The organism is Sphingomonas sp. GV3, from assembly GCF_031082075.1.
GTDB lineage: Bacteria > Pseudomonadota > Alphaproteobacteria > Sphingomonadales > Sphingomonadaceae > Sphingomonas > Sphingomonas beigongshangi.
The window spans coordinates 3,302,701-3,326,750 of record NZ_JARWLE010000001.1 but is presented as its reverse complement, the minus strand read 5'-3'; the positions used below and the strand labels follow the sequence as shown (position 1 = coordinate 3,326,750).

Sequence of the window (24,050 nt, the reverse complement as noted above, 5' to 3'; positions counted from 1 at the left end):
TCGTCACAGGCCGAGCACGTCCGCCATCCGGTAACGGCCCGGCCGCCGGCCGGCGAGCCAGAGCGCCGCCCGTACAGCGCCCCTGGCGAAGATCGATCGATCCTGCGCAAGGTGCGCGAGCTCGATCCGCTCCCCCTCGCTCGCGAAGATCACGTGATGGTCGCCGATAACCGAGCCGCCGCGCAGCGACGCGAGGCCGATCGTCCCTTCGGTCCGCGCGCCCGTCAGCCCGGCGCGCCCGTCGACGCGAACCTCGCCCAGCGTGGTCCCCCGCCCCGCTGCCGCCGACTCTCCCAGCAGCAACGCGGTACCGGACGGGGCGTCGACCTTGTGCCGGTGGTGGCTTTCGACGATCTCGATATCCCAGTCGGTGCCGAGCCTCTCCGCCGCCTCGCGGACCAGCTGCGCGAGCAAGGTGACGCCCAGCGAGGTATTGCCCGTCTGGAGCACCGCGACATCCCGCGCCGCCGCGTCGATCAGCGCGTGCTGCGTCGTGCTGAGCCCCGTCGTGCCGATGACGATCGGCGTCCCCGCCTCCCGCGCCGCCGCGACATGCGCCTCCATTGCCCCGGCGATCGAGAAATCGACCAGAACGTCCGCCCGGCGCGCCAGGGCGAGGGGATCGCCCTGCGCGTCGATGCCGCCGGCGAAGGTGGCCCCCTCCCCCTCGATCAGATCGGCGATGGCGCGGCCCATCCGCCCGTCGCGGCCGTAGATACCGATCGCGGTCATGCGTGATCGCCCGACGGAGCGGGGTGAAGCGACGAAGGCGCGGCCACACGGCGGGAGGATCGGTCAGGACAGCTCATCCGCCAACTGTGCCACGCTTTGCCGCGACGCGACAGGGGCCGCGCCGGATCAGAACGCCTTCGACACCCCGACGAAGACCCCGCGCCGCGGCCCGAACTGCGGTGCGCCGACCCCGACGCCGGTCCCGTCCCGGATTTCGTAGACATGGTCGAGCAGGTTGATGACGTCGAAGCGCAGGTCCAGGTTCGGCCCCGCCAGATGCTGGCTCGCGGTAAGGTTGACCTGCGCATAGGGGGCGAGCTTCGCGCCGTTGGGCACGTTGTTGACGTCGTCGTCGCGGCGCAGGCCGGATCCGTAGATCATGCTGCCACCCAGCTTGGTGCCGCCATGGAAGGCGTAGGACACGCCCGCCGAACCGGTGAACGTCTGGTCGTGGTCGAGATAGATGTAACGGCCGGCGATATAGGCGAGTTCGTCGGGCGAGAAGCTGAACTGGCTGGAGACGATCCCCCTGCCCTTCGCCTTGGCGGCGGCGAAATTGGCATAGGCGAGCAGGCCGCCGCGCGCATAGCTGGCGTTCGCCTCGATGCCGCCGATCCGGCCCTGGCGGTAGTTGAACGGCGTCAGGATGATCGGCGCGCCGAACTGCCCCTCGTCGATCAGGTTGCGCGAGATGCGGTAATAGGCATCGACGCCATAGGTGAAATAGCGGCCTACCTTGGCCTGGAACCCGGTGTCGAAATAATCCTGCCGTTCGGCGAACGGCACGATATCGTCCGTCACGGCCGGATAGGCGCTGGTGCCGACGAACTTTCCTATGCTCGCCGAGGCGACGAGCTCGAACGGCGGCGGCACGAAATAGCGCGAATAGCCGGCATGGACGGTGTAGGTCGCGTCCGGTTGCCACACCAGGTTGGCGCGCGGCGACAATTGCCCCTCGCGCCGATAGCCGTTGTAGAGGTCGTAGCGCGCGCCATAATTGAAGGTCAGCGTCGGGGCGAGCTTCCATTCGTCCTGCAGATAGGCGCTGACGCTGGTCGCGGTCTTCCCGCCATTGTCGACGACGACGACCGGCTGGCCTGCCTGGTTGCCGTCGCCATCGACCGGGAACACGCTGGTCGTCGTGTCGCTCGTCGACCGATCGCGGCTGACGAGCAGGCCGCCACGCAGCGTATGCGCCGCGCCAAGGTGATAGACCGCATCGACCTGGGCGCCGATCGCGAAATCCTGCTTGTACGCCTGCTGTGCCTGGCCGTTGTAGAGCAGCTCGCCGACGAGGTCGGGACGATAGCGCAGCGACGAATAGCGGGCGAACAGCGACGCCTGCACCGTCAGCGGCTCGTCGTCGTGGAGGAAGGTCAGCTGGCCGAACCCGGTCTTTTCCAGCTGCGTCTCGTTGAGCGCCTCGCTCGGGAAGCTCGTCTGCCCGCCGACGTTCCAGCCGGCCGATGGCTGCTGGCCGACGGGATCGGGGATCTGGAACCACTGGTTCGAATAGCCGCCGACGAACGACACCCGGTTATTCGCATCGAGGATGTGATCGATATACGCGAAGCCCTGATACTGGTCGGTATCGTCATGCACCGGATTGGATCGGCCATCGACGCTCTCGATGCCGAGGCCGCTGTGGCGATAATCGCCCGACACGAAGTAATTGGTGCTGCCGGTCGAGCCGCCATAGGTCAGGCTCGGCTCGATGGTGTCATGGCTGCCTCCGTAGAGCGACGCGGTGCCGCCGTTCTGGAACAGGCCGCTCTTCGTGGTGATGTCGATGATGCCCGCGGTGCGCAGGCCGTATTGCGCGGGCAAAGCGCCCGTCAGGATGTTGACCTTGTCGATCAGCCGCGGCGACAGGGTCTGGCCGAACACCGCGAGCCCTTCGGGCAGCACGGTGCCGTTGATCCGATATTGCAGGCCGTTGTGGTCGTCGCGGACGTGGAACTGGCCGAAACCGTCCTGGACGACGCCTGGCGCCTGAAGCAGGATCTGGTTGAACTGCTGGTTCTCGCCGCCGGGCAGCGCCTTAATCGTGTCGCTGGTGATCTCGTAGTTCGACGCGCCCAGGCTGGGTTGGATATGCTCCCGCGCCGCGTCGAGGCGCGCCGCGGTGACGACGATGTCGCCGCCCTGCTTGCCTGCGGCCGACGCATTCGCCTTCGTGTCTGCGGCCGCCGCCTGATCGGTGCCGTCCTGAGTCGGGGTCGGCACGCCTCGCGTCTGCGCAAGCGCGGTGCCGGACAGCAGGATCAGCGGGGCAAGGGAGACGCAACGCAACAGGACCGACAGACGCATGGGCGCAACTCGCATGATACAATGTCACAAGGTTGATCGGCGTCTTGCGCTGCGTTGCGGCACACTGGCAAGCACAAGGTCCGACCATGACGTATTTTTTAGGTTCGCTTCATGTGGTTGAGGAATGCCCGGCAAGGAGGGGCGGAGAACCGGAAGCGCTGTCACGACGGGCGTTGCTTCTGACGCGCAAGGGACGGAAATCCCAGCGATCACCTGCGCTTCGGAGGCGGGAAACTAGTGGTCACGAGATCACGGCACGCTGAGCAAGGGGTCCAGGAGCATCGCATTAGGATCATGACGGTTACGCCCAGTTGCGGACGCAGTGACGAAGCGCGATACCCATTGATTCGAGACGCGCGATCTGATCTGACTGCGTCAACAAACCTTATGAGCGGCATAAGCGTAGCTCCTGATGGGATCGTGTGTATGATCAGTCGCGGATCGGCAAGTCGACTCAAACGAATCTATGCCATCAGGTTAGTCACTGGCCTGATTAGCGTCGTAGGTTCAATACCGGCGAACGGGCAGCAACAGTCGTCGCCAAGCCAAGCGCATGACGTTACGTCGACGGCCGATGCGCCATCAGAGAAAAGCGATATAACCGTAATTGGAAACGTCGAGCCTGAGCTGCCTTCAACCGTGCCGGTGAAACCTCGGCCGGAAAGGCTGATAACTGACCGGTTGGCTTCGACCGAGGCGTATCGTTTCGCGCAATGCGCGAAACGGGCAGACCCCAAGCTGGTAAGGCAGGCTATCGAAGGGCTCCCCCATCGGTACGATAGCGAATACGCCCTCGACCGGATTATACGAGAGGAGCAGGCGTGTTATGCTGGTCTACCCGCTCTACTGTCTCCGTCACCCTTTTACGGTCAATGTAATCCGATGGTCGGTTACGGAGATGTCGTGTGCCGGGCATTTTTCGATCGCGGCGCTCTGATCGAGCGGGCGATCAGCAAAGTCACGCCGAGTTTGTCATTGCGCGATGGTGATCTGGCTGACAGAGCGGTAATAGATCGTTTTAATTCTCTTACCTCCGCGCGGAATACCACTCGCTATCCCCAGGAGCGTATCGGCTACGCGGTTGTTGCCTGTATGGTTGCGAGTCACACGACTGATGCCATGAGTCTGATACGCTCTAAACCAGGGACTAGTGGTGAGCGGCGATTAAGTGCGATCCTGCTTGGCCAATCGCCTCAGTGTTTAGGTGGCGCAAAGAAAATATCGACCGACACCAGACAATTTCGCGTCTACGTTGCAGATGTAACTTATTTCTTTGCAGCGGCATTTCGCGACGTGAAATCCCTTATTCCAGACGACGCCAAGCGGGAGTGAAAAACTGCCGAGAACTCGGCAATCAGGCAGAACGTAACGGCCACACTGAAAGACGACCGCACGGTTGCGCTTCGACGAAATATTCGACGCGATGGTGAAGTTGGCTAATTATCTGCGGAACTAAGCGTGTCATCCTTCGTCAGACCGGCGCTATTCCGGTGGGCACCTGTTCGGTCAGCGTCACCGCGTCTTTTCAGGCCCAACTGTCTGCAAGAGAGGAAGGACCCGTCCCTGATGACCCGTATCATCAACGTTGGACGACCGCCCCCTCCCCAATAGCGGACATGCTTCCCCGCCCCTACGATGGTTCGATCCGGTTCGCTGGAGGACGATCGGAGCGAGTGAAGGGAACGAAAGATAAGCGTACTTTTCTCAAGTTCGGCGTCGAACGGCCGAATGTTCACTCGCTGCGGTGGGTTCAATCGTGATCGCAACCACCGATTGAACCCACCGTCGATAGCGGCCGGAGGCGGCCGGCGGACGTCGTCTCCCGGGCTGCGCGACGCATGCGCACGATCCCGCCCAGCGCATCGTCGAGCCAATATCCCGTGCCGAGCTCTTGCATCAAATCCAACGCGGCACGCTGCCGCGCGATGAAGCGTGCGGCGTCCGTTCGTTCATAGTCGTCGCGTATCGACTGCGCGATGCCGTCCAGACCGTCATAGGGAATGATCAGCGCGAGATCCCGCCAAGGGATCTGGGGCGGCAGCACCATGTCCGTATCTATGATGACCGGAACCCGCCCGTACAGGAATGCTTCGTAGACGCGGAAGCTGAAATTCTCCGACCCGCGAGGACACAGGACATAGGTCGACGCGATCATCTCATCCACATAGCGCGCCTTGGCATCGGGCAAGCCGGTGAAGCCACCGGTGCCGATGATGCGCACGTCGAAATCCTCCTGGTCTGCCGCCTGTCTTTCGAGCGCTTCGAGCGCCTCGACCCTGGGGAATGCGAGCGCGAACCTCACCGGGAGGCCACTCGCATAGGCGCATGCCGTCATCCGGGCATGACGAAGGTAGCGCCCGGTAAGCAGCCACCTCTTGACCAGGCGAGGCAGCCGGCGCCCAAGCCTTACCAGAGCGGCATCGTCGTAGATCGATCCCATGAAGCCTGCCCGCAACGCCGGCTTCTCCGTCCAGGCTATCGCGGCACGCGGCGGTGCGGCGTGAACCGACCACGGATGCGGCAACACCGAGCCGGACCTATCGTCATGCCACGCGCGGTACCCGGAAAAATGAACGCTGTGATGCGGCCCGTCGATGAACATTTCCATGATGCCTGGGCAGAAGATGACGATCTGCTCCGGCGCGCTGGGGGTGAGCAGGTGCCGGATATGCCGCACCTTGCCGGGGGTCAGATCCGCCAGCTCGATGTTGGGAAGGTCGATGACGTCAGCCTGAAGGCCGAGGCGGGCAAGCGACGCCCTGAACGCACTGGCGTAATCGTGATTGAATGAGTTCATCACGACGACACGAAGCTGGTCGCCCATCGGCCCCCCAAAAGGCAATTCAAGGTATACACCTGGATGAGGTACAAGCGGCAGACAAGGCATTTCAGGCCGATACGGGATATATTTCCGCGTCGATCGGTGACATGGATCGCCGCCGCCGCAGGGTACAGAGACCGTCAGTCGCGGCCGCCCCCCCCGTCGCCATCTTTGCGCACCGCCGCGCTTTCGCTTGCCTCGACCGCGGCATGATCCCACCCCCGCCCTTCCGCAGGCGGTGCCTACGCCCTATCCTTCCCGGATACTGGACATCCGCAACATCGTCATCCTCACCGGTGCGGGCATCTCCGCCGAGTCGGGGATCGCCACCTTCCGCGGCCCCGGCGGGTTGTGGGAGGGGCATCGGGTCGAGGACGTCTGCACCCCGGAGGCGCTGGCGCGAAATCCGGCGCTGGTCCATCGCTTCTATGACGAGCGGCGCGCGGCCTTGGCGGGTGTCGCGGCCAATCCGGCGCATGACGCGCTGGCGCGGCTCGATCGGGAATGGCACGGGGAGCTGCTGATCGTCACGCAGAACGTCGACGACCTGCACGAGCGCGCCGGCGCGCACCGGCTGGTGCACATGCACGGGGAATTGCGGTCGGCGCTATGCGGCGCATGCGGCGTGCGCGAGACCTGGACCGGGGCGCTGCCGCCGGAAAGCGAATGCCCCAATTGCGGGACATGCGCGCTGCGGCCGGACATCGTCTTCTTCGGCGAGATGCCCTATCATATGGAGCGGATCGAGGCGGCGATCGCCGCCGCCGACCTGTTCGTGTCGATCGGTACGTCCGGTGCGGTCTATCCCGCCGCAGGGTTCGTGCAGATGGCCGATGCCTGCGGCGCCGACACGCTGGAACTCAACCTCGAACGATCCGCGGGAAGCGGCCTTTTCGCGGACAGCCGGCTTGGTGCGGCCAGCGTCCTCGTGCCCGAATGGGTGGAGCGGTTGCTCGCCGCTCAGTCGACCCAGTCGAGCCCCATGTCGCGATAGACCTCGCGGTCCTCGTCCCACCCCTGCTTCACCTTGACGTGGAGGTAGAGGTGGACGGGGCAGCCCATGATCGCGGCGAGCTCGGTCCGCGCCCGCGCGCCGATCTCGCGGATGCGCGCGCCCCCCTTGCCGAGCACGATGGCGCGCTGGGTCGGACGCTCGACGAGGATCTGCTGGTGGATTTCGACCGACCCGTCGGGCCGTTCCTTATAGGCTTCGGTCTCCACGGCGCTGGCATAGGGAAGCTCGGCATGGAGCTGCAGATAGAGTTGTTCGCGCGTCACCTCGCTGGCCAGCGCGCGTTCGGTGGCGTCGGAGACCTGATCTTCCGGATAATGCCACGGTCCTTCCGGCATCGCCGCGGCCAGCGCGGTCTTCAGCTCGGGCAGGCCGTCACCGGTCTGCGCCGACACGAACCACGTATCCGCGAATGCCATCATCGCGTTCAGCTTCTCGGCGTGCAACAGCAGCCTGGGCTTGTCGGCGACGTCCACCTTGTTGAGGACCAGGATCTTGGGCTCGGGCCTGTCCTTCAGCGCATCGACGATGCCCTCGACCTTGGGGCCGATGCCGCCCTTGCCGTCGACGACGAGCGCGATCAGGTCCGCCCCCTCGGTCCCGCCCCAGGCGGCGGCGACCATCGCGCGGTCGAGCCGGCGTTGCGGCTCGAAGATGCCGGGCGTGTCGACGAGCAGGATCTGCGCCGCATCCTGAATCGCGACGCCGAGCAGCTTGGTGCGCGTCGTCTGCGCCTTGGGGCTGACGATCGCCACCTTCTGGCCGACGAGGGCGTTGACGAGCGTCGACTTGCCGGCATTCGGCGCTCCGACGACGGCGACGAGGCCGCAATATTGGGTCTGGGTCATAAACGGGCTTTATCGTCCGATGGCGGCAATTGCGATGGCAAGCCTGGCGCCGCGCGCCGGCGCGTGGCGACTACCGCCGCACCTTTTCCAGCATCGCCCTCGCGGCGGCGGTTTCCGCATCCTGCTTGCTGGCGCCGATCGCGGTAGCCTCCAGCTGTCGGCCTACCTTTACCTGCACGGTGAAGCGGGGCGCGTGATGCGGGCCCGAGCGTTCCAGGATCGCATATTCCGGCGGCTTGCGATTGTTCGCCGCCGCCCATTCCTGAAGGGCGGATTTGGGATGCTGCGGCGCCTTGTCGGTCCGGTGGACGCGATCGGCCCAGGCGCGGCGAATGAAGGCGCGCGCACTCTCCAGTCCCGCCTCGCGGTAATATGCGCCGATCAGCGCCTCCATCACGTCGCCGAGGATGTTGTCGCTGTCGGATGCGCCGTCGTCGCGTGCCTGCTTGCCCAGGCGCAGGTGCGGTCGCACGCCCAGGCTGCGCGCGACCTCCGCGCAGACGTGGCCGGTGACGAGCGCGTTGAGCCGCTTCGACAATTGGCCTTCCGGCTCGTCGGGGAACAGGTCCCACAGCCATTCCGCCATGACGAGGCCGAGCACGCGGTCGCCCAGGAACTCCAGCCGCTCGTAATTGTCCGCCGCCTGGCTGCCATGGGTCAGCGCGCGGGAAAAGGCGGCGAGATCGTGCGGCTCGCGTCCGAACGTCGCCGCGACCCAGGCCTTGAGGTCGGTGGTCAGAAGCCCTCTCCCGTCCGGCTCCAGCGCCAGCCGGACAACCAGGTCCACGGACGCAGCAACGAGGCCCCGCCGTCGTTCGAGGCGAAGGTCACCACCGCCTTGCCCTCGATCCGCTCCATCGGGATGTAGCCCATGCCCGCCGGATACGGGAAACGGCTGTCGGCGCTGTCGTCACGATTGTCGCCCATCAGGAAGACGTCACCGGCAGGCACGGTGTAGAGGCCGGTGTCGTCGCGGTCGGGCAATTCCGCCTGATCGAGCACCATGTAGCTGCGCCCGTTCGGCAAGGTTTCGCGGAACTGGGGGTAGCGGCAGATCGGTTGACCCTTGGCGTCGACGTCGACGAAGGGGGCGCCGCATTTCTGCGCATCGAAATTGGTCGACAGCGGCAGAACGAAATCGGCGACACGCTGCTTGGGGATCGGCTTGCCGTTGAGGATGACCTGACCGTGCGTCACCTGGATCGTGTCGCCCGGCAGGCCGATGACCCGCTTGATGACGTCATGGTCCGCATGCTCGGGATTGGTGTCACCGGCGACGGGATCGGGCGAGCGGAAGACGACGACGTCGCCCCGCGCGGGCGTATGCGGAAAGAGGCGCCCCGGGATCAGCGGCACACCGCCGGGCAGCGACCAGCGCGAATAGCCGTAGTTCCACTTGGTCACGAACAGATAGTCGCCGATCAGCAACCGGGGCAGCATCGATTCCGAGGGAATGGAGAAGGGCGCGAACACGAAGCTACGCAGGATCAGCACGGCGAGCGCGAGCTTGAGCAGGAAGCGGAGCGTCTCGACGGTCTCCGACCGTTGCGGTTTCGGTTTGGTGGCCATGACGGGAGCCTTAGCCGCGCTCGTGCGTCCTGAGTAGTCGTATCCTGTGCCCTGCCACGGGACGATCCCCTTGCGGTCTCATTTTGGTTCGCTACGGAAACGATCGCCACCTTCCTTCCCCTTCAGGATGATGCCCATGAGCGACTGGTCTGCCATCGAGTCCCTCCCCTCGCCCAAGCTGCTCGAGCTGTTCGACGCCGATCCGGAGCGTCTGGCGACGTTCAGTCTGGATGTCGCCGGTATCCACTTCGACTGGTCGAAGACGCATCTGACGCGCGAGGCGGTGGATGCCTTCATCGCCCTTGCCGATGCCAAGGGCCTCGCCGCAAAGCGCGACGCGATGTTCGGCGGCGAGCACGTCAACGTGACCGAGGACCGTCCGGTCGAACACACGGCAGAACGCGGAGAAGGCAAGGCGGACAGCGTCGCGCGCGCGCGCCAGCTGCACGATCGGATGCGCGCGCTGATCGACGCGATCGAAGCGGGTGCGCTGGGCGACATCCGCCACGTGCTGCACGTCGGCATCGGCGGGTCCGCACTGGGTCCGGACCTGCTCGTCGATGCGCTCGGTCGCGAGGACAAGCGCTACGACGTCGCGATCGTCTCCAACGTCGACGGCGTCGCGCTGGAGGAGGCGGTGAAGGATTTCGATCCCGCCGCGACGCTGCTCGTCGTCGCCTCCAAGACCTTCACGACGACCGAGACGATGCTCAACGCGACCTCGGCGCTGCAATGGATGCAGGAGCATGGGGTCGAGGACCCCTATGGCAAGGTCATCGCGCTGACCGCCAGCCCGGAGAAGGCGATCGAATGGGGTGTCGACGAAACCCGCATCCTGCCGTTCAGCGAAGGGGTGGGCGGGCGCTATTCGCTCTGGTCATCGATCGGTTTCCCCGCCGCGGTCGCGCTCGGCTGGGCGGCGTTCGAGGAACTGCTCGAAGGCGCGGCGGAGATGGACCGCCATTTCCGTTTGACCGCGCTGCACCAGAACGCGCCGGCGATCGCGGCCTTCGCCGACCTCTACTATACGCAGGTCCGTCATGCGGAAACGCGCGCGCCCTTCGCCTATGACGAGCGGCTGCGGCTGTTGCCCAGCTATCTCCAGCAGCTGGAAATGGAATCGAACGGCAAGGGCGTGACGATCGACGGTCAGCCGGTCGGCCGTCCGACGGCGGCGATCACCTGGGGCGGCGTCGGCACCGACGCCCAGCACGCGGTGTTCCAGCTTCTCCATCAGGGTACGCACCTCGTCCCCGTCGAGTTCATCGCGGTGATCGAGCCGGGCGATACGCTGGCGGAGGATCATCATCGCCAGCTGCTCCTCAACGCATTTGCGCAGGGTGCGGCGCTGATGAAGGGCAAGCATGTCGAGGATCCGGCGCGCTCCTACAGCGGCGACCGGCCGTCCTCGACCCTCCTGCTCGACGTGCTCGACCCGCGCACCCTCGGCGCGCTGATCGCCTTCTACGAGCATCGCGTGTTCGTGAACGGCGTGCTGCTGGGCATCAACAGCTTCGACCAATTCGGCGTCGAACTGGGCAAGGAGATGGCCAAGGCCGCCGACAAGGGCGGACAGAGCTTCGACCCCTCGACCGAGGACCTGATCCGCCGCGCCGGTCTGGATTGATACAGGCGTAAACGCTATGTGTATGGCTCTGCGGAGCCATACACATGCGGACGAACATCGATATCGACGAGAAGCTCGTAGCGGACATCACCGCCGTGCTGGGCATGAACAATCAGCGCGAGGCGGTGGAACAAGCTCTGCGAGATACGCTGCGCGTCAAGCGTCAGCTCGCCGCATTGGATGGCTTGCGCGGGCTCGGCTGGGAGGGCGATCTCGACGAGATGCGGACGAGCAGATATTTGCCTGAGCAATGACCGCTGTCGTTGTTGACTCCAGCATCTGGATCGACAGGCTGGCGGATCGCGACACTGCCGAAGTCCGAACGCTGAGAAATCTTATCCTGGCGCGGCACAGGGTTATGGTCGGCGATTTGATGCTCGCAGAAGTTCTGCAAGGTACGACCGATGATCGCCATTTCGACCGGGCGCACCACCTGATGGCATCGTTCGATCACCTGGCGGTGACATCGCATACCGTCGCGGTCGAGGCGGCCCGCAACTATCGCCGACTGCGCGCGCTTGGCATCACAGTCCGAAAGACGATCGACACGCTGATCGCGACGCGGTGCATCCTTGATGACATGCCTTTGTTGTATCGCGATCGAGATTTCGATCCTTTCGTGCAGTATCTCGGCCTGCGGTCGGCGATGGCAGAAACCACCGGAGTGAACTGATGCCCGACTATGACTACGACCTCTTCGTCATCGGGGCCGGCTCCGGCGGCACGCGTGCCAGCCGCGTCGCTGCGGCGCACGGCGCGAAGGTCGCGGTGGCGGAGGAATATCGCGTCGGTGGCACCTGCGTGATCCGCGGCTGCGTGCCCAAGAAGCTGCTCGTCTACGGCGCGCATTTCGCCGAGGACCTGCGCGATGCCGCGCAGTTCGGCTGGGACGTGCCGCAACCCTGTGCCTTCGACTGGAAGCGGCTGCGCGACAACGTGCTGGCCGAGGTCGATCGCATCAACGGCGCCTATACGCAGACGCTCGAGAACAACGGTGTCGAGATCATCCCGCAGCGCGCGGTCGTGACGGGCCCGCACAGCGTGCGCCTCGCCGATGGCTCGGAGAAGACCGCCGCGCGCATCCTCGTCGCCGTCGGGGCGCATCCGGCCGTCCCGTCCTGCCCCGGCCACGAGCATGGCATCACGAGCAACGAGGCCTTCCACCTCGATGCCATCCCGAAGCGCGTGCTGATCGCCGGCGCAGGCTATATCGCCAATGAGTTCGCTGGCATCTTCCACCAGTTCGGCGCGCACGTCATCATCATGAACCGGACGCAGGACATCCTGCGCGGCTACGACCTCTCGATCCGCGACCGCCTGTTGCAGATCAGCATGATGAAGGGCCTGGAGTTCCGCTTCGACGCCGCCTTCGAAGGGATCGACAAGGGCGAGGACGGCTGCCTGACCGTCAAGATGTCGAACCACGAGCCCGTCACGGTCGACATGGTCATGTTCGCGACCGGTCGCCTGCCCAACACCAAGGGACTGGGGTTGGAAACCGCCGGCGTCGACGTCGACGAAAAGGGCGCGATCAAGGTCGACGACCGCAACCGCTCGACCTGCGAGAGCATCTTCGCGATCGGCGACGTCACCAATCGCGTGCAACTGACCCCGGTCGCGATCCGCGAGGGCCAGGCGTTCGCCGACACCTTCTACGGCGACAAGCCGACCACCGTTGACTATGGCTGCATTCCCAGCGCGGTTTTCAGCCACCCGCCGCTCGCCGGCGTCGGCATGACGGAAAGCGAGGCGAAGCAGAAGCTCGGCTCGGTCGCGGTCTATTCCTCGGATTTCCGGCCGATGAAGAACGTCCTTGCCGGCCGCAACGAGCGAGCGCTCTACAAGATGGTGTGCGACGGCGAGACCGGCCGGATCGTCGGGCTGCACATGATCGGCCCCGACGTTCCCGAAATCCTCCAGGCCGCCGCCATCGCGGTGAAGGCCGGCCTCACCAAGGCGCAGTTCGACGAGACGGTCGCGCTGCACCCGACGATGGCGGAGGAACTGGTGCTGATGCGCTGAGGCATCAGCCGCGGGTCACGCACCGATATAGCGGCCGGGGCGGCGTTCGTTCACCGCCCTGACCCCTTCCGCGAAGTCCGCGGTGCGTTGCAGCCATGCCTGCTCGGCGAGTTCGTGGTCGGTCTGCCGCTGGACGAGCGCGAACAGGTCGCCACGGATCGTCGCGCGCGTCGACTGCACCGCGAGCGGCGCACCCGCCGCGATCTCCCGCGCCAGCGTCAGCGCCGCCTCGTGCAATTGCTCCTGCGCCACAACCTCGTCGACCAGGCCCCATTCCGCCGCCTGGTCCGCCCTGATGCGCCGCCCGGTGAGCAGCATCAGCGCCGCCCGCTGCCGCCCGATCACGTGTTCCAGCACGGCCGAAATGCCGAAACCGGGATGCAGACCGAGCTGGACGAAATTGGCGACGAAGCGGGCTTCCGGCGCAGCGATGCGGAAGTCGGCGGCGAGCGCCAGGCCGAGACCGGCGCCGACCGCCGAGCCCTGGATCGCCGCCACGACCGGCTTGCGCACCGCGAACAGCCGCGCGGCGGCGACGTAAAACGGATTGCGCGCGCCCTCGGGCTGCGGATCGGCGACGGGATTGGCGTTCGCCAGATCGGCGCCCGCGCAGAAGACACGGCCCTCGGACCGCAACAGGATCGCGCGGACATCGGCATCCGCGTCCGCCGCCTCGAACGCCGCGCCGACCGCCTCGATCAGCGACAGGTCGGCATGGTTGTGCGGCGGTCGGGCAAAGGTGACGACGGCGACATGGCCGTCATGCGTGACGTGAACGGTCTGGGTCATGCAACCGGCATAGCGACGAATAGCCCGCCGCCCAATCCCGTTGCGCGCGACAAAACAGCCGAAATGGTGCGGCCGTTTCGGTCCTGTTAACGCGCGGTCCGTATACGGTCCGCTTCACGGTCCATTCGTCGGTCGCCCATGTCGCCATTCCGCGCCGCTACCCTGTTGCTCGCCCTCGCCGCCATGACACCGGCATCCGCCGATCGCGGCCTATCGCTGGTGCCATCCGCGGCACAGCGGTCGATCGCCCAGCGGCAGAATGCCGTCTTTTCCGCGAGGCTGGACCGGATGAGCACGACCGTCGATCGGCTCGAGGCGGCCGGCCTCGCCGCCGGGCGCATCGCATTCCTGCGCCAGGACATCGCGCGGGTCGCGGACATGATCGCGTCCGCTTTCCGACTGCAGGGGTGGCTGAAACCGGTGGAGGAACGCGGCTACACCGGCATGCTGGACCAGATCGAACGCAAGATCGCCCGCGCCGCTGCGGAGCGCCGCGGCACGTCGGGCGCCGCGCCGCGCCACTGAGCCGCCATCAGTCCGCGAACAGCAACACCGGCGTCTCGAGCACCTTCTTCAGCGCCTGCACATAGCTGGCCGCGTCCCAACCGTCGACGACGCGATGGTCGCAGCTGATCGACAGGTTCATCAGCTTGGCGCGGCGGATCTCGTCGCCCCGCCCGGTGAAGACCGGACGTTCGACGATCTTGTTCGGGCCGATGATCGCGACCTCGGGCCGGTTGATCACCGGCGTGGTGGCGATCCCGCCCAGCGGCCCCAGGCTGGTGACGGTGATCGTACCGTTGCCCAGTTCCTCCGGCTTCAGCTTGCTGGCGCGCGCTGCCTCCGCCAGCCGGGCGATCTCGCTGGCCAACTGCCACACATTCTTGTCCTGCGCGTCGCGGATCACGGGCACCGTCAGGCCGGCGTCCGTCTGCGCGGCCATGCCCAGGTGCACGCGACCCGAGCGGGTCACGACACCCGCCTCGTCATCGTAGCGCGCGTTGAGCATCGGGAAGTCCGGCAGCGTGCGACAGATGGCGACGATCAGCATCGGCAAGAGCGTCAGCTTGGGACGCTGCCCCCGGTTGTCGTTGAGATCGGCACGCATCGCTTCCAGCGCGGTGACGTCGATCTCGTCGACATAGGTGAAATGCGGGATGTTCCGCTTCGAGGCCGCCATGTTCTCCGCGATGCGCCGACGCATGCCGATGACGCGCACCGCCTCGTCCGCGCGCGCGCGGCTGGCATGCGGCGGCTGATAGCCCTGCGCCGCGCCGTAGCGGAGAAAGGCGTCGAGATCGGCGTGGCGGATGCGCTCACCGTCGGCGACGCGCACCTGGGACAGGTCGACGCCCAGATCGCGCGCCCGCGCCCGCACCGCCGGCGAGGCGAGGACGGGTGCACTTTCCCTCTCCCCTTGCGGGAGAGGAATGGGGTCGGCGGAAGGATGTGGGGGTGTCCGCGGCGAAGCCGACGCTTCGTCAGTCCCGATCGTGCGCGCGGGCGCGGCGTCTTCCCCTCCCACGGCGGAAGACGAGGCTTGCGCGTCCTCGACGCCCGGGTTCTCCGCCTCATATTGCTCCGCGGTCTCGGCCTGCGCGGGCGTCGGCGGCGCGGCGATGGCCTCTGCCTCGCCCTCCCCTTCGCCCTCGGTCTCGATGACGACCAGCGCCGATCCGATCGCAACCTGATCGCCGACCTCGCCCGCCAGTTCGATCACGGTGCCCGCAACGGGGCTCTCCATCTCGACGGTGGCCTTGTCGGTCATCATGTCGGCGAGGTTCTGATCCTCCTCGACACGGTCGCCGACGCGGACGTGCCAGGCGACGATCTCGGCCTCGGCGATGCCCTCGCCGATGTCGGGAAGGCGGAAGGTGAAGCGGGCCATAGCTCAGGCGTCCTTCATGATCTTCTTGAGCGCCTCGCCGATGCGGACCGGGCCCGGGAAATAGGCCCATTCGAGGCTGTGGGGATAAGGCGTATCGAATCCGGTGACGCGCTCGATCGGCGCCTCCAGATGGTAGAAGCAGCGTTCCTGGACGAGCGCCGACAGTTCGGCGCCGAAACCGGACGTCCGGGTCGCCTCGTGCACGATCATGCAACGGCCGGTCTTCTTGACGGAGGCCTCGATCGTCTCGATGTCCAGCGGCACCAGGGTGCGCAGGTCGACGATCTCCGCATCGACACCCATGTCCGCGACGACGCGCTCGCAGACATGGACCATCGTGCCGTAGCACAGGATGGTCAACGCCTCGCCGGGCCGCACGATCGCCGCCTTGCCCAGCGGCACCTTGTAATAGCCGGTCGGCACCGAACCGCCGGGATGCTTCGACCAGTTCTCGGCCGGCTTGTCCCAATGGCCGTTGAACGGCCCGTTGTAGATGCGCTTCGGCTCGAGGAAGAGGACGGGATCATTGTCCTCGATGGCGGCGATCAGCAGCCCCTTGGCGTCATAGGGGGTCGCGGGGATCACCGTCTTGATGCCGGACACGTGCGTGAAGATGCCTTCCGGCGACTGCGAATGCGTCTGGCCGCCGAAGATGCCGCCGCCATAGGGCGAGCGCACCGTGATCGGCGCGGTGAAATCACCCGCCGACCGATAGCGCAGCCGCGCCGCCTCGCTGACCAGCTGGTCGAGCGCGGGGTAGATATAGTCGGCGAACTGGATCTCCGGGACGGGACGCAGGCCATAGGCGCCCATGCCGATCGCAACGCCGATGATGCCGATCTCGGTGATCGGCGTGTCGAAGACGCGGGTCTTGCCGTACTTCGCCTGCAGACCGGCGGTCGCGCGGAACACGCCGCCGAAATAGCCGACGTCCTCGCCCATCACCAACACGTCCGCATCGCGCGCCATCACGACGTCGAGCGCGGAGTTGATCGCCTGGATCATGTTCATGCGGGCGACGGCGGGGGCTTCGCCCTCCAAGGTCGGTTGCTCGATCGTATCGCTCACCATGTCACTCCCGTCGTCCCGACGCACGCCGGGACCCATGGACCCGGCTGCACCGGTTGGCTTTCCCCATGGGCCGCGCCGCAACCATGGGTCCCGGCATTCGCCGGGATGACGATGGAGGGGCGAATGACGGGCATCGAGCAGCTCACTTGCGCGCCCATGGCCGTCCGCTCGCCTCTTCCTCGTCCATCATCATCTGGCGCTGCTCGCGCAGGTGCCAGGGCATCTCCTCGAACACGCCGTCGAACAGGCTGTCGAGCGGCTGGTGCAGCCCATGCCCCAGGATGCCGTTCTTCTCGGCTTCCTTCTGGGTCGCGCGCACGTCCTCCGCGATCTCGCGATCCTGGGCGGCATGACGCTCCTCGTCCCATTCGCCGATCACGATCAGATGCTGCTTCAGCCGCTGGATCGGGTCGCCGAGCGGCCAGGCGGTCGCCTCCCCCGCGCTGCGATATTGCGACGGATCATCGGACGTCGAATGGCCTTCGGCGCGATAGGTGAAATGCTCGATCAGCGTCGCACCCTGATTGGTGCGCGCCCGCTCCGCCGCCCATTGCGTGGCCGCATAGACCGCCAGCGCGTCGTTGCCGTCGACGCGCAGTCCCGCGATGCCATAGCCGATCGCCCGAGCGGCAAAGGTCGTCGCCTCCGCCCCCGCAAAGCCGGAGAAGCTCGAGATGGCCCATTGATTGTTGACGACGTTGAAGATCACCGGCGCGCGGTACACGGCGGCGAAGGTGCAGGCGGAGTGGAAATCGCCCTCCGCGGTAGAGCCTTCGCCGCACCAGGCCGCGGCGATACGCGTGTCGCCCTTCGCCGCCGACGCCATCGCCCAGCCGACCGCCTGCGGATATTGGGTCGTCAGGTTGCCGGAGATCGAGAAGAAGCCGTATTCCTTCGCCGAATACATGATCGGCAGCTGCTTGCCGCCAAGCTTGTCGCCGCGGTTCGAGTAGATCTGGTTCATCATCTCGACCAGCGGATAGTCGCGTGCGATGAGCAGCCCCTGCTGGCGGTACGAGGGGAAGCACATGTCGTCGCGATCGAGCGCCTGCGCGGCGGCGACCGCCACCGCCTCCTCGCCCGTCGCCTTCATGTAGAAGCTCGTCTTGCCCTGGCGCTGGGCACGGAACATCCGCTCGTCGAACGCCCGCAGCCGGACCATGTTGCGCAGCATGCGGCGCAACGCGTCGGGCGACAGCTTCGGATCCCAGGGACCGACGGCACGGCCCTCCTCGTCGAGAACCCGAACGAGCGTATAGGCGAGATCGGTGAAGGCGCGGGCTTCTTCGGCCGTATCGGGGCGACGCTGCGCGCCTGCCGGCGGTACGTCGACGGCGGCGAAATCGACCGTATCGCCCGGTCGGAACTTCGGCTCCGGCACGTGCAGGGACAGCGGCTGCAGGTTGGCGCGGATATGCTCGGCCGCCACGTCTCTCTCCTCGTCTTGCCGGAGAATCACCGCCCCGGCGCTAACCCGTCCGCCTCTTGCGCAAGCGTAACTTAATTTCAAGAGACTTTCCGACTGTTGCGGCGCGTCATGCGCCGGCTCCGCCCTCCACCGTCTGCTCGATCACCCCGAAGATCGGGTGGTGGCGATCGTCCTCCGCCCAGATGCGGATCGTGTCCCCCGCCTTGAGGAACGGCGTCACCGGCTTGCCGCCGCCGATCGTTTCGACGGTGCGGAGTTCGGCAAGGCAGGAATAGCCGACGCCCCCTTCGCCGATCGACTTGCCGGGGCCGCCGTCGGGGCCACGGTTGCTGACCGTGCCGGAGCCGACGATCGTACCCGCGCCCAGCCGGCGCGTCTTCGCCGCATGCGCGACCAGCGTGCCGAAGTCGAAGGTCATGTCCTCGCCGGCCTCGGCGCGGCCGAACGGCTCACCGTTTAGATCGACCATCAGCTTGCGGTGCAGCTTGCCGTCCCGCCACCAGTCGCCGAGTGCGTCGGGCGTGACGAAGACGGGCGAAAAGGCGCTCGCGGGCTTGGACTGAAAGAAGCCGAATCCCTTGGCGAGCTCGCCGGGAATGAGGTTGCGCAGCGACACGTCGTTGGTCAGGCCGACCAGCCGAATGGCGGCGAGCGCTTCCTCCCGGCTGGCGCCGAGCGGCACGTCGCCGGTGACGACGACGACCTCCGCCTCCAGATCGCAGCCCCAGCTTTCGTCGGCGAGCGGAATGGCATCGCGCGGGCCCAAGAAGCCGTCGCTGCCGCCCTGGTACATCAGCGGATCGTGCCAGAAGCTGTCTGGCATCTCCGCGCCCCGCGCCTGCCGGACCAGTGCGACGTGGTTCACATAGGCCGAACCGTCCGCCCATTGATAGGCGCGCGGCAGCGGTGCCGCCGCATCGTGTTCGTGGAACCGCAGGCGTGGAATCGTCTCATGCTCGAGGTCGGTGGCGAGGTTCTGCAGATCGGGGAGCAGCCGGTCCCAATCGTCGAGCGCCGCCTGCAGCGTCGGCACGATGTGGCCGGCATCCGCACACCAGGCGAGATCGTTGGAGACGACGACGAGCTTGCCGTCGCGACCGTGCTTCAGACTGGCCAGTTTCATGCGCGATCCTCTTTCGATGTTTGCCGACCCTCATAAGACGCACGAGGGCCGAAAACAGCGAAAAAGTATCACGCGATACCGGTTGGTCCCGAGATCAGGCCGCCGCGGCGCCCTGGGCGCTGCGCAGATGCTCGACGAACCCGACCGTCGAGGCGCGCAGCCGGCGGGCATGGTCCGCGAGCGCGGTCGCCGCGTCGCGCACCTCGCCGGACAGATCGCCCGCCGCATTGGCCGCCGCCGCGACGTCGGCGATCCTTTCCGCGATGACGTGCGCGCCCGCGCGCGCCTCGTGCACACTGTCCGCGATGCGCTGCGCCGCGCCACCTTGCGCCGCGACGGCCGCCCGGATGTCGTCCGCCGCCTCGGCCACCTCGCCTACCGCGGACGAGGCGCGGTCGAGATCGGTGGCCGCTGCGTCGACGCCGTCCTGGACGCTGGCGACGAGGCCCGCGATCTTGTCGGTCGCGCGTCCCGTCGCACCGGCGAGCTGCTTGACCTCGCTCGCGACGATGGCGAAGCCGCGTCCCGCGTCGCCCGCGCGCGCCGCCTCGATCGTCGCGTTGAGGGCGAGCAGATTGGTCTGCGCCGCGATGCTGTTGATCTCGCCGACGAAGCCGCCGATGTCGACGGCACGGCCCGCGAGGGCCTGAACGGTGGCGTCGCCGTTGCGCGTGCTGGAACGCGCCGCCGCCGTCAGACGGCTCTGCTGCGCCGCACTTTCCGCGACGATGTTGATCGCCCCCGTCAGCTGGTCGACGGCCTGCGCGACAAAGCGGACCGCGTCCGACGCTTGCGTCGCGCCGGTCGCCGCCTCGCTCGCCTGGCGTCCGGTATCGGCGGCAAGACCGTTGAGCGCGGCGGCCGACCCCTCAAGCCGTGACGAGGCGGCCTCGATCGCGACGGCGACCTCGACGACCCGTTGCTCGAACTGCGCCGCCAGGTCGACGAGCTCCGCGCGCCGCGCCTTTTCGCTGCGGACCTCCGCCCGTCGGCGCGCGTCGCGGTCGGCCGCGGCCTGCGCCTCGGCGACCCGTGCCGCCTCGAGCGCGACGACGGCACGCTCGCGTTCGACGCGCGCGACCTCGCGCTCGGTCTCCGCGACCGCCGCCATGGCCTCGCTGTCCCGCCGCGCGACGTCCTGCCGCGCGATCAGGCTGCGCAGATGGAGCGTGACGTAGCTCAACGCGATGCATTGCAGACCGACGGCGGCGCCGTGGAACAGGACGCGGGCGATCCCGCCGAGTCCGTTTTCGAAAACCCAGCTCGGCATCAGCCAATCGAGAAGGAGGTGGTGCACCGCGATGATGGCCGAGGCGAGCACCAGGGGGCGCCAGTCGCACATCACGGTCAGTGCGGCGAGCGCCGAGAAGAAGTACATATGGGCGTCCATCTGCCAGCCCGCTCCTGCCAGCAGGAAGACGAACAGCGCGGGAAGCACCGCCGCGAGACTGCCGACGGCGAGGCGCGCGCCGACGTCGAACCGCCGCTTCGCCGCCAGCCACGTGGGTATCGCCAGGGCCGCGAGCGCGAGCACGACGGTCGGCACCGTATGGTCGCTGCCCATGCCGTAGCCGATCAGGCCGAGCAACGGCACGGCGCCCCACGAGGCCGCGACGATACCGCGCACGCCACGTTCGCGCAGTGCATCCAGGCTCTCGATCGTCATATCCGTCCTCCACACACGATCGCGGGGGCGCCGACGACGATGACCCCGTGCGACAGCAACGCCCGCTGCAGGGGACCCCAGCGCCCACGCACGAGCAGCGTCGATCCCGGCCCGGGCGCCAGCAACGCGGCGCCTTGCGCCACCGCCTCGCGTGCCATGCCGTCGGCCGACCACGTCGGAACCAATAGCAACGCGCCGCCGGGCCGCGGCATTGCTGCCAACATCGCCAGTATCACGGCCACCGCCGCCACCTGCGCGACGGCCGCGCCGCGGTGGCCTTGCAGGATCGATCCTCGAGTCATGCCCAGGGATTGGACCAGGGCGAATTATGATGCGGTTAACGGGGCGAAAATAAACCCATTTAGATCAATGTTGCGTTCGGGATCGCATTGCCGCCGGGATGGTTCGCGCCCCTCGCGGCGGCGACACCATTGACTTTTGGTCCGGTAACGCGCACATGCCGCCGCATCGAGGCGTCAGGCAGCGTGAACGGGGCGAATGCCCCCGGCTCCGCCTCGGTCTATCCGTTCAGGGCTTCCCTATTCACGCGGGGTGTCAGTTTTCCCCCGCCATCCGTGCGCCCCATCGGCGTCGCGGCCACGGCCCGTTGTTTGAGGTTTTTTCTCATGTCTTTCGCCACTCTCGGCCTTGCCGAGCCGCTCGTCCGCGCGCTCGAAGCCAAGGGCTATTCCACCCCGACGCCGATCCAGGCGCAGTCGATCCCGATCTGCCTCGATGGCGGCGACCTGCTCGGCATCGCGCAGACCGGCACGGGCAAGACGGCCGCCTTCGTGCTGCCGTCCATCCAGCGCCTCGTCGCGGCAAACAAGCGCGTGCTGCCGACGCATGTCCGCATGCTCGTCCTCGCGCCGACGCGCGAACTCGCCAGCCAGATCGCCGACAATGCGCGCGGCTACGGCCAGTTCAGCAAGCTGTCGGTCGCGACCGTGTTCGGCGGCACCAGCATCAACAAGAACCGCCAGGACCTGTCGCGCGGCGTCGACATCCTCGTCGCGACGCCCGGCCGCCTGATCGACCTCGTCGAGCAGGGCATGTGCAACCTGTCGATGATCGAGATCCTCGTCCTCGACGAGGCGGACCAGATGATGGACCTCGGCTTCATCCACGCGCTCAAGAAGATCGTGCGGATGATCCCGCGCAAGCGCCAGACGCTGTTCTTCTCCGCCACGATGCCGACCGCGATCCGCGATCTGGCCAGCCAGTTCCTCACCGATCCCAAGACCGTCTCGGTGGTGCCGGAATCGACCACCGCCGAGCGCGTCGACCAGTACGTCACCTTCGTCAACCAGACGGAGAAGCAGGCGCTGCTGACGCTGGTGCTGCGCGATCCGACGATCGATCGAGCGCTCGTCTTCACCCGCACCAAGCATGGCGCGGACCGCGTCGTGAAGCTGCTCGCCGGCAACGGCATCGCGGCGAACGCGATTCACGGCAACAAGAGCCAGGGCCAGCGCGAGCGGGCGCTCGGCGAGTTCAAGGACGGCAAGACCAAGGTGCTGGTCGCGACCGACATCGCGGCGCGCGGTATCGACGTCTCGGGCGTGAGCCATGTCGTCAACTTCGAGCTGCCGAACGTGCCCGAGCAATATGTCCACCGGATCGGACGGACGGCGCGCGCGGGCAACAGCGGCATCGCCATCGCCTTCTGCGCCGATGACGAGCGGCCCTACCTCAAGGACATCGAGAAGGTAACGCGCCAGAAGGTGGCGGTACGCCCGCTGCCCGACAATTTCACCGGCCTGTCGAACGAGATCAAGGCGGCGCGCGTCAAGGCCATCGGCGCGGATCCCGCGCCGCGCGCCGACCTGCCGCGCCAGCGTCCCTTGCCCAAGCCGCGCGCGACGCATGCGCCGACGTCGACCCGGGACTATGCCAACGCCAGCCGCAGCCGGCGCGGACGCGGCGGCCGTGGGCGCGGCGGCCAGGGCCGTGGCGGTGCGGGCGCTGGAGCCGGCGCGGCACGCTGATCGACGGCGGACCCGGCCTCCCTCCTCGTGCATTGAGCACGCAAGCGGAAAATGCATTGGGAGAGAGGCCATGGACGTATCGACCACCCCCGTCGCCGAACGCATCGCGCGGGTGCTTGCCGGCCAGCGGATCAGCGCCAATGCCAATGGCGATGCCGAATCCGCGGGTGATGCCGTCGACGCCGCCTGGCGCGACTATCTGAGCGACGCGCGCGCTGTGCTGCGAACGTTGCGCGAGCCGGACCAGGCAATGGCGGCGGCGGGCGATCCCGTGATCTGGGAGCGGATGGTGCTCGCCGCGATAGCGGAATCCAAGCCGGAGACGGTGGTTCTGTAGAAGCGCGTCATCCCGGTCAGGGAGAACGCGTGGTCAGTCGAGGAAACGCGCGGCGCGCTTTTCCATGTTGGCCATCACCTGCTCCCTCTGGTTGGGCGAACGGAGCAGCGTCAGCTGCTCGTCGCTTTCCGCGCGCAGGACGCCCGCCGCATCTCTGTCCGCCGCCAGATTGTAGAGCCGCTTGGCCCCGCGGATCGCATGCGGATTGCGCCCGGCGATATCGCGGGCGAGCGCCATCGCCTCGCCCAGCGGGTCCTCGCTGACGCGTGTGACCAAGCCATATTGCGCCGCCGCCACCGCATCGAACTCGCGGGCTGTATACGTCAATTCGCGCAACACGTCGTCCCGCGCCAGCGTGCGCCACAAGGCGATGCCGGCCATGTCGGGCACGATCCCCCAGTGCAGCTCGCGAATCGCCAGACGCGTCGCCGGATGGGCGATGCGCACGTCCGCGCCGCTCGCGATCTGGAGGCCACCGCCCAGCACCACGCCGTGCAGCGCCGCGATCACCGGCATCGGCAGCTCGCGCCATCCCCAGGCGACATATTGGGCGAGGTTGGCGATGCCATGCGTGCGCGTGTCCAGGTCGATGCCCGATCCGCCGCTCGCCATCGCGGCCATGTCGAGACCGGCGCAGAAGGCCCGCCCCTCTCCGGACAGGACGACGCAACGTACGTCCGTGCGCGCCTTCAGATCGTCGATCGTCGCCGCCAGAGCTTCGAACATGGCGGGGTCGAGCGCGTTCATCTTGTCGGGACGCGACAGGCGTACGTCGGCGACGCCTTCTTCGATGCGGACGGTGACGCGCTCGGTCATGG

At 66.9% G+C, this 24,050-nt stretch carries 23 protein-coding genes; 9 read left to right on the top strand and 14 right to left on the bottom strand.

What is annotated here, in order from left to right:
• Positions 1 to 3: 3 nt before the first annotated feature.
• Both dapB and RF701_RS15730 read right to left on the bottom strand, forming a co-directional pair.
• Complete coding sequence (gene dapB, locus RF701_RS15735; RefSeq protein WP_210356749.1) at positions 4 to 732, bottom strand: 4-hydroxy-tetrahydrodipicolinate reductase; 729 nt, start codon at positions 730 to 732, stop codon at positions 4 to 6.
• Positions 733 to 858: 126 nt separating this feature from the next.
• Positions 859 to 3,042, bottom strand: a complete 2,184-nt coding sequence (locus RF701_RS15730; RefSeq protein WP_308815508.1) for a TonB-dependent receptor domain-containing protein — start codon at positions 3,040 to 3,042, stop codon at positions 859 to 861.
• Positions 3,043 to 3,924: 882 nt separating this feature from the next.
• Between RF701_RS15730 and RF701_RS15725 the strand changes: the two genes are divergently transcribed.
• Positions 3,925 to 4,374 (top strand): hypothetical protein, encoded by a 450-nt coding sequence (locus RF701_RS15725; protein WP_308815507.1) that lies wholly within the window; start codon positions 3,925 to 3,927, stop codon positions 4,372 to 4,374.
• Between the two features lie 418 nt (positions 4,375 to 4,792).
• Here RF701_RS15725 and RF701_RS15720 read toward each other — a convergent pair whose 3' ends face one another.
• Positions 4,793 to 5,866, bottom strand: a complete 1,074-nt coding sequence (locus RF701_RS15720) for an exostosin family protein (protein ID WP_308815506.1) — start codon at positions 5,864 to 5,866, stop codon at positions 4,793 to 4,795.
• Positions 5,867 to 6,125: 259 nt separating this feature from the next.
• Here RF701_RS15720 and RF701_RS15715 point away from each other — a divergent pair, with 259 nt between their 5' ends.
• Complete coding sequence (locus tag RF701_RS15715; RefSeq protein ID WP_308815689.1) at positions 6,126 to 6,857, top strand: NAD-dependent deacylase; 732 nt, start codon at positions 6,126 to 6,128, stop codon at positions 6,855 to 6,857.
• On the opposite strand, the gene era is transcribed toward RF701_RS15715, so the two are convergent.
• The 3 genes from era to lepB all read right to left on the bottom strand — a co-directional run bounded on the left by era (position 6,824) and on the right by lepB (position 9,292).
• Positions 6,824 to 7,723, bottom strand: coding sequence for a GTPase Era (gene era / locus RF701_RS15710; protein WP_210356754.1), 900 nt, complete (start codon positions 7,721 to 7,723; stop codon positions 6,824 to 6,826). The genes RF701_RS15715 and era overlap by 34 nt on opposite strands.
• 70 nt (positions 7,724 to 7,793) lie before the next feature.
• On the bottom strand, positions 7,794 to 8,504 hold the full coding sequence (gene rnc, locus RF701_RS15705) for a ribonuclease III (protein ID WP_308815688.1): 711 nt from the start codon (positions 8,502 to 8,504) through the stop codon (positions 7,794 to 7,796).
• The gene (gene lepB / locus RF701_RS15700) at positions 8,459 to 9,292 is read right to left on the bottom strand and encodes a signal peptidase I (RefSeq protein WP_203308271.1); all 834 of its coding nucleotides are present in this window, start codon (positions 9,290 to 9,292) and stop codon (positions 8,459 to 8,461) included. Before lepB ends, rnc begins: the two co-directional genes overlap by 46 nt.
• A gap of 136 nt (positions 9,293 to 9,428) precedes the next feature.
• Between lepB and pgi the strand changes: the two genes are divergently transcribed.
• Genes pgi through gorA form a run of 4 tightly spaced genes read left to right on the top strand, consistent with a single transcriptional unit; the run spans position 9,429 to position 12,941 of the window.
• Positions 9,429 to 10,919, top strand: a complete 1,491-nt coding sequence (gene pgi / locus RF701_RS15695; RefSeq protein ID WP_203308272.1) for a glucose-6-phosphate isomerase — start codon at positions 9,429 to 9,431, stop codon at positions 10,917 to 10,919.
• Positions 10,920 to 10,963: 44 nt separating this feature from the next.
• On the top strand, positions 10,964 to 11,173 hold the full coding sequence (locus tag RF701_RS15690; RefSeq protein WP_203308273.1) for a type II toxin-antitoxin system VapB family antitoxin: 210 nt from the start codon (positions 10,964 to 10,966) through the stop codon (positions 11,171 to 11,173).
• Complete coding sequence (locus RF701_RS15685) at positions 11,170 to 11,592, top strand: PIN domain nuclease (RefSeq protein WP_203308274.1); 423 nt, start codon at positions 11,170 to 11,172, stop codon at positions 11,590 to 11,592. The genes RF701_RS15690 and RF701_RS15685 overlap by 4 nt, the downstream gene beginning before the upstream one ends.
• Positions 11,592 to 12,941 (top strand): glutathione-disulfide reductase, encoded by a 1,350-nt coding sequence (gene gorA, locus RF701_RS15680; protein ID WP_203308275.1) that lies wholly within the window; start codon positions 11,592 to 11,594, stop codon positions 12,939 to 12,941. The genes RF701_RS15685 and gorA overlap by 1 nt, the downstream gene beginning before the upstream one ends.
• A gap of 15 nt (positions 12,942 to 12,956) precedes the next feature.
• On the opposite strand, the gene RF701_RS15675 is transcribed toward gorA, so the two are convergent.
• Complete coding sequence (locus tag RF701_RS15675) at positions 12,957 to 13,730, bottom strand: enoyl-CoA hydratase/isomerase family protein (protein ID WP_308815505.1); 774 nt, start codon at positions 13,728 to 13,730, stop codon at positions 12,957 to 12,959.
• A 138-nt stretch (positions 13,731 to 13,868) separates the two neighbouring features.
• Between RF701_RS15675 and RF701_RS15670 the strand changes: the two genes are divergently transcribed.
• Positions 13,869 to 14,255, top strand: a complete 387-nt coding sequence (locus tag RF701_RS15670; RefSeq protein WP_287977523.1) for a hypothetical protein — start codon at positions 13,869 to 13,871, stop codon at positions 14,253 to 14,255.
• A gap of 7 nt (positions 14,256 to 14,262) precedes the next feature.
• Here RF701_RS15670 and RF701_RS15665 read toward each other — a convergent pair whose 3' ends face one another.
• The 6 genes from RF701_RS15665 to RF701_RS15640 all read right to left on the bottom strand — a co-directional run bounded on the left by RF701_RS15665 (position 14,263) and on the right by RF701_RS15640 (position 21,209).
• Complete coding sequence (locus RF701_RS15665; RefSeq protein ID WP_287977520.1) at positions 14,263 to 15,618, bottom strand: dihydrolipoamide acetyltransferase family protein; 1,356 nt, start codon at positions 15,616 to 15,618, stop codon at positions 14,263 to 14,265.
• 3 nt (positions 15,619 to 15,621) lie between these two features.
• Entirely contained in the window at positions 15,622 to 16,629 is a 1,008-nt protein-coding gene (locus RF701_RS15660; protein ID WP_287977601.1) for an alpha-ketoacid dehydrogenase subunit beta, read from the bottom strand.
• 202 nt (positions 16,630 to 16,831) lie between these two features.
• Complete coding sequence (locus RF701_RS15655; protein ID WP_210356763.1) at positions 16,832 to 18,118, bottom strand: 3-methyl-2-oxobutanoate dehydrogenase (2-methylpropanoyl-transferring) subunit alpha; 1,287 nt, start codon at positions 18,116 to 18,118, stop codon at positions 16,832 to 16,834.
• Positions 18,119 to 18,224: 106 nt separating this feature from the next.
• Positions 18,225 to 19,241, bottom strand: a complete 1,017-nt coding sequence (locus RF701_RS15650; protein WP_203308280.1) for a fumarylacetoacetate hydrolase family protein — start codon at positions 19,239 to 19,241, stop codon at positions 18,225 to 18,227.
• A gap of 94 nt (positions 19,242 to 19,335) precedes the next feature.
• Positions 19,336 to 20,907 carry a methyl-accepting chemotaxis protein gene (locus tag RF701_RS15645; protein ID WP_210356764.1) on the bottom strand — a complete coding sequence of 524 codons (1,572 nt, stop codon included), beginning with the start codon at positions 20,905 to 20,907 and terminating at the stop codon, positions 19,336 to 19,338.
• The gene (locus RF701_RS15640; RefSeq protein ID WP_308815504.1) at positions 20,904 to 21,209 is read right to left on the bottom strand and encodes a hypothetical protein; all 306 of its coding nucleotides are present in this window, start codon (positions 21,207 to 21,209) and stop codon (positions 20,904 to 20,906) included. The genes RF701_RS15645 and RF701_RS15640 overlap by 4 nt, the downstream gene beginning before the upstream one ends.
• Before the next feature lie 324 nt (positions 21,210 to 21,533).
• On the opposite strand from RF701_RS15640, the gene RF701_RS15635 reads away from it, so the two are divergent.
• Positions 21,534 to 22,895, top strand: a complete 1,362-nt coding sequence (locus RF701_RS15635) for a DEAD/DEAH box helicase (protein ID WP_203308283.1) — start codon at positions 21,534 to 21,536, stop codon at positions 22,893 to 22,895.
• Between the two features lie 70 nt (positions 22,896 to 22,965).
• Entirely contained in the window at positions 22,966 to 23,232 is a 267-nt protein-coding gene (locus tag RF701_RS15630) for a hypothetical protein (protein ID WP_210356766.1), read from the top strand.
• A gap of 33 nt (positions 23,233 to 23,265) precedes the next feature.
• On the opposite strand, the gene RF701_RS15625 is transcribed toward RF701_RS15630, so the two are convergent.
• Positions 23,266 to 24,048 (bottom strand): crotonase/enoyl-CoA hydratase family protein, encoded by a 783-nt coding sequence (locus RF701_RS15625; RefSeq protein ID WP_308815503.1) that lies wholly within the window; start codon positions 24,046 to 24,048, stop codon positions 23,266 to 23,268.
• Between the last annotated feature and the right edge of the window lie 2 nt (positions 24,049 to 24,050).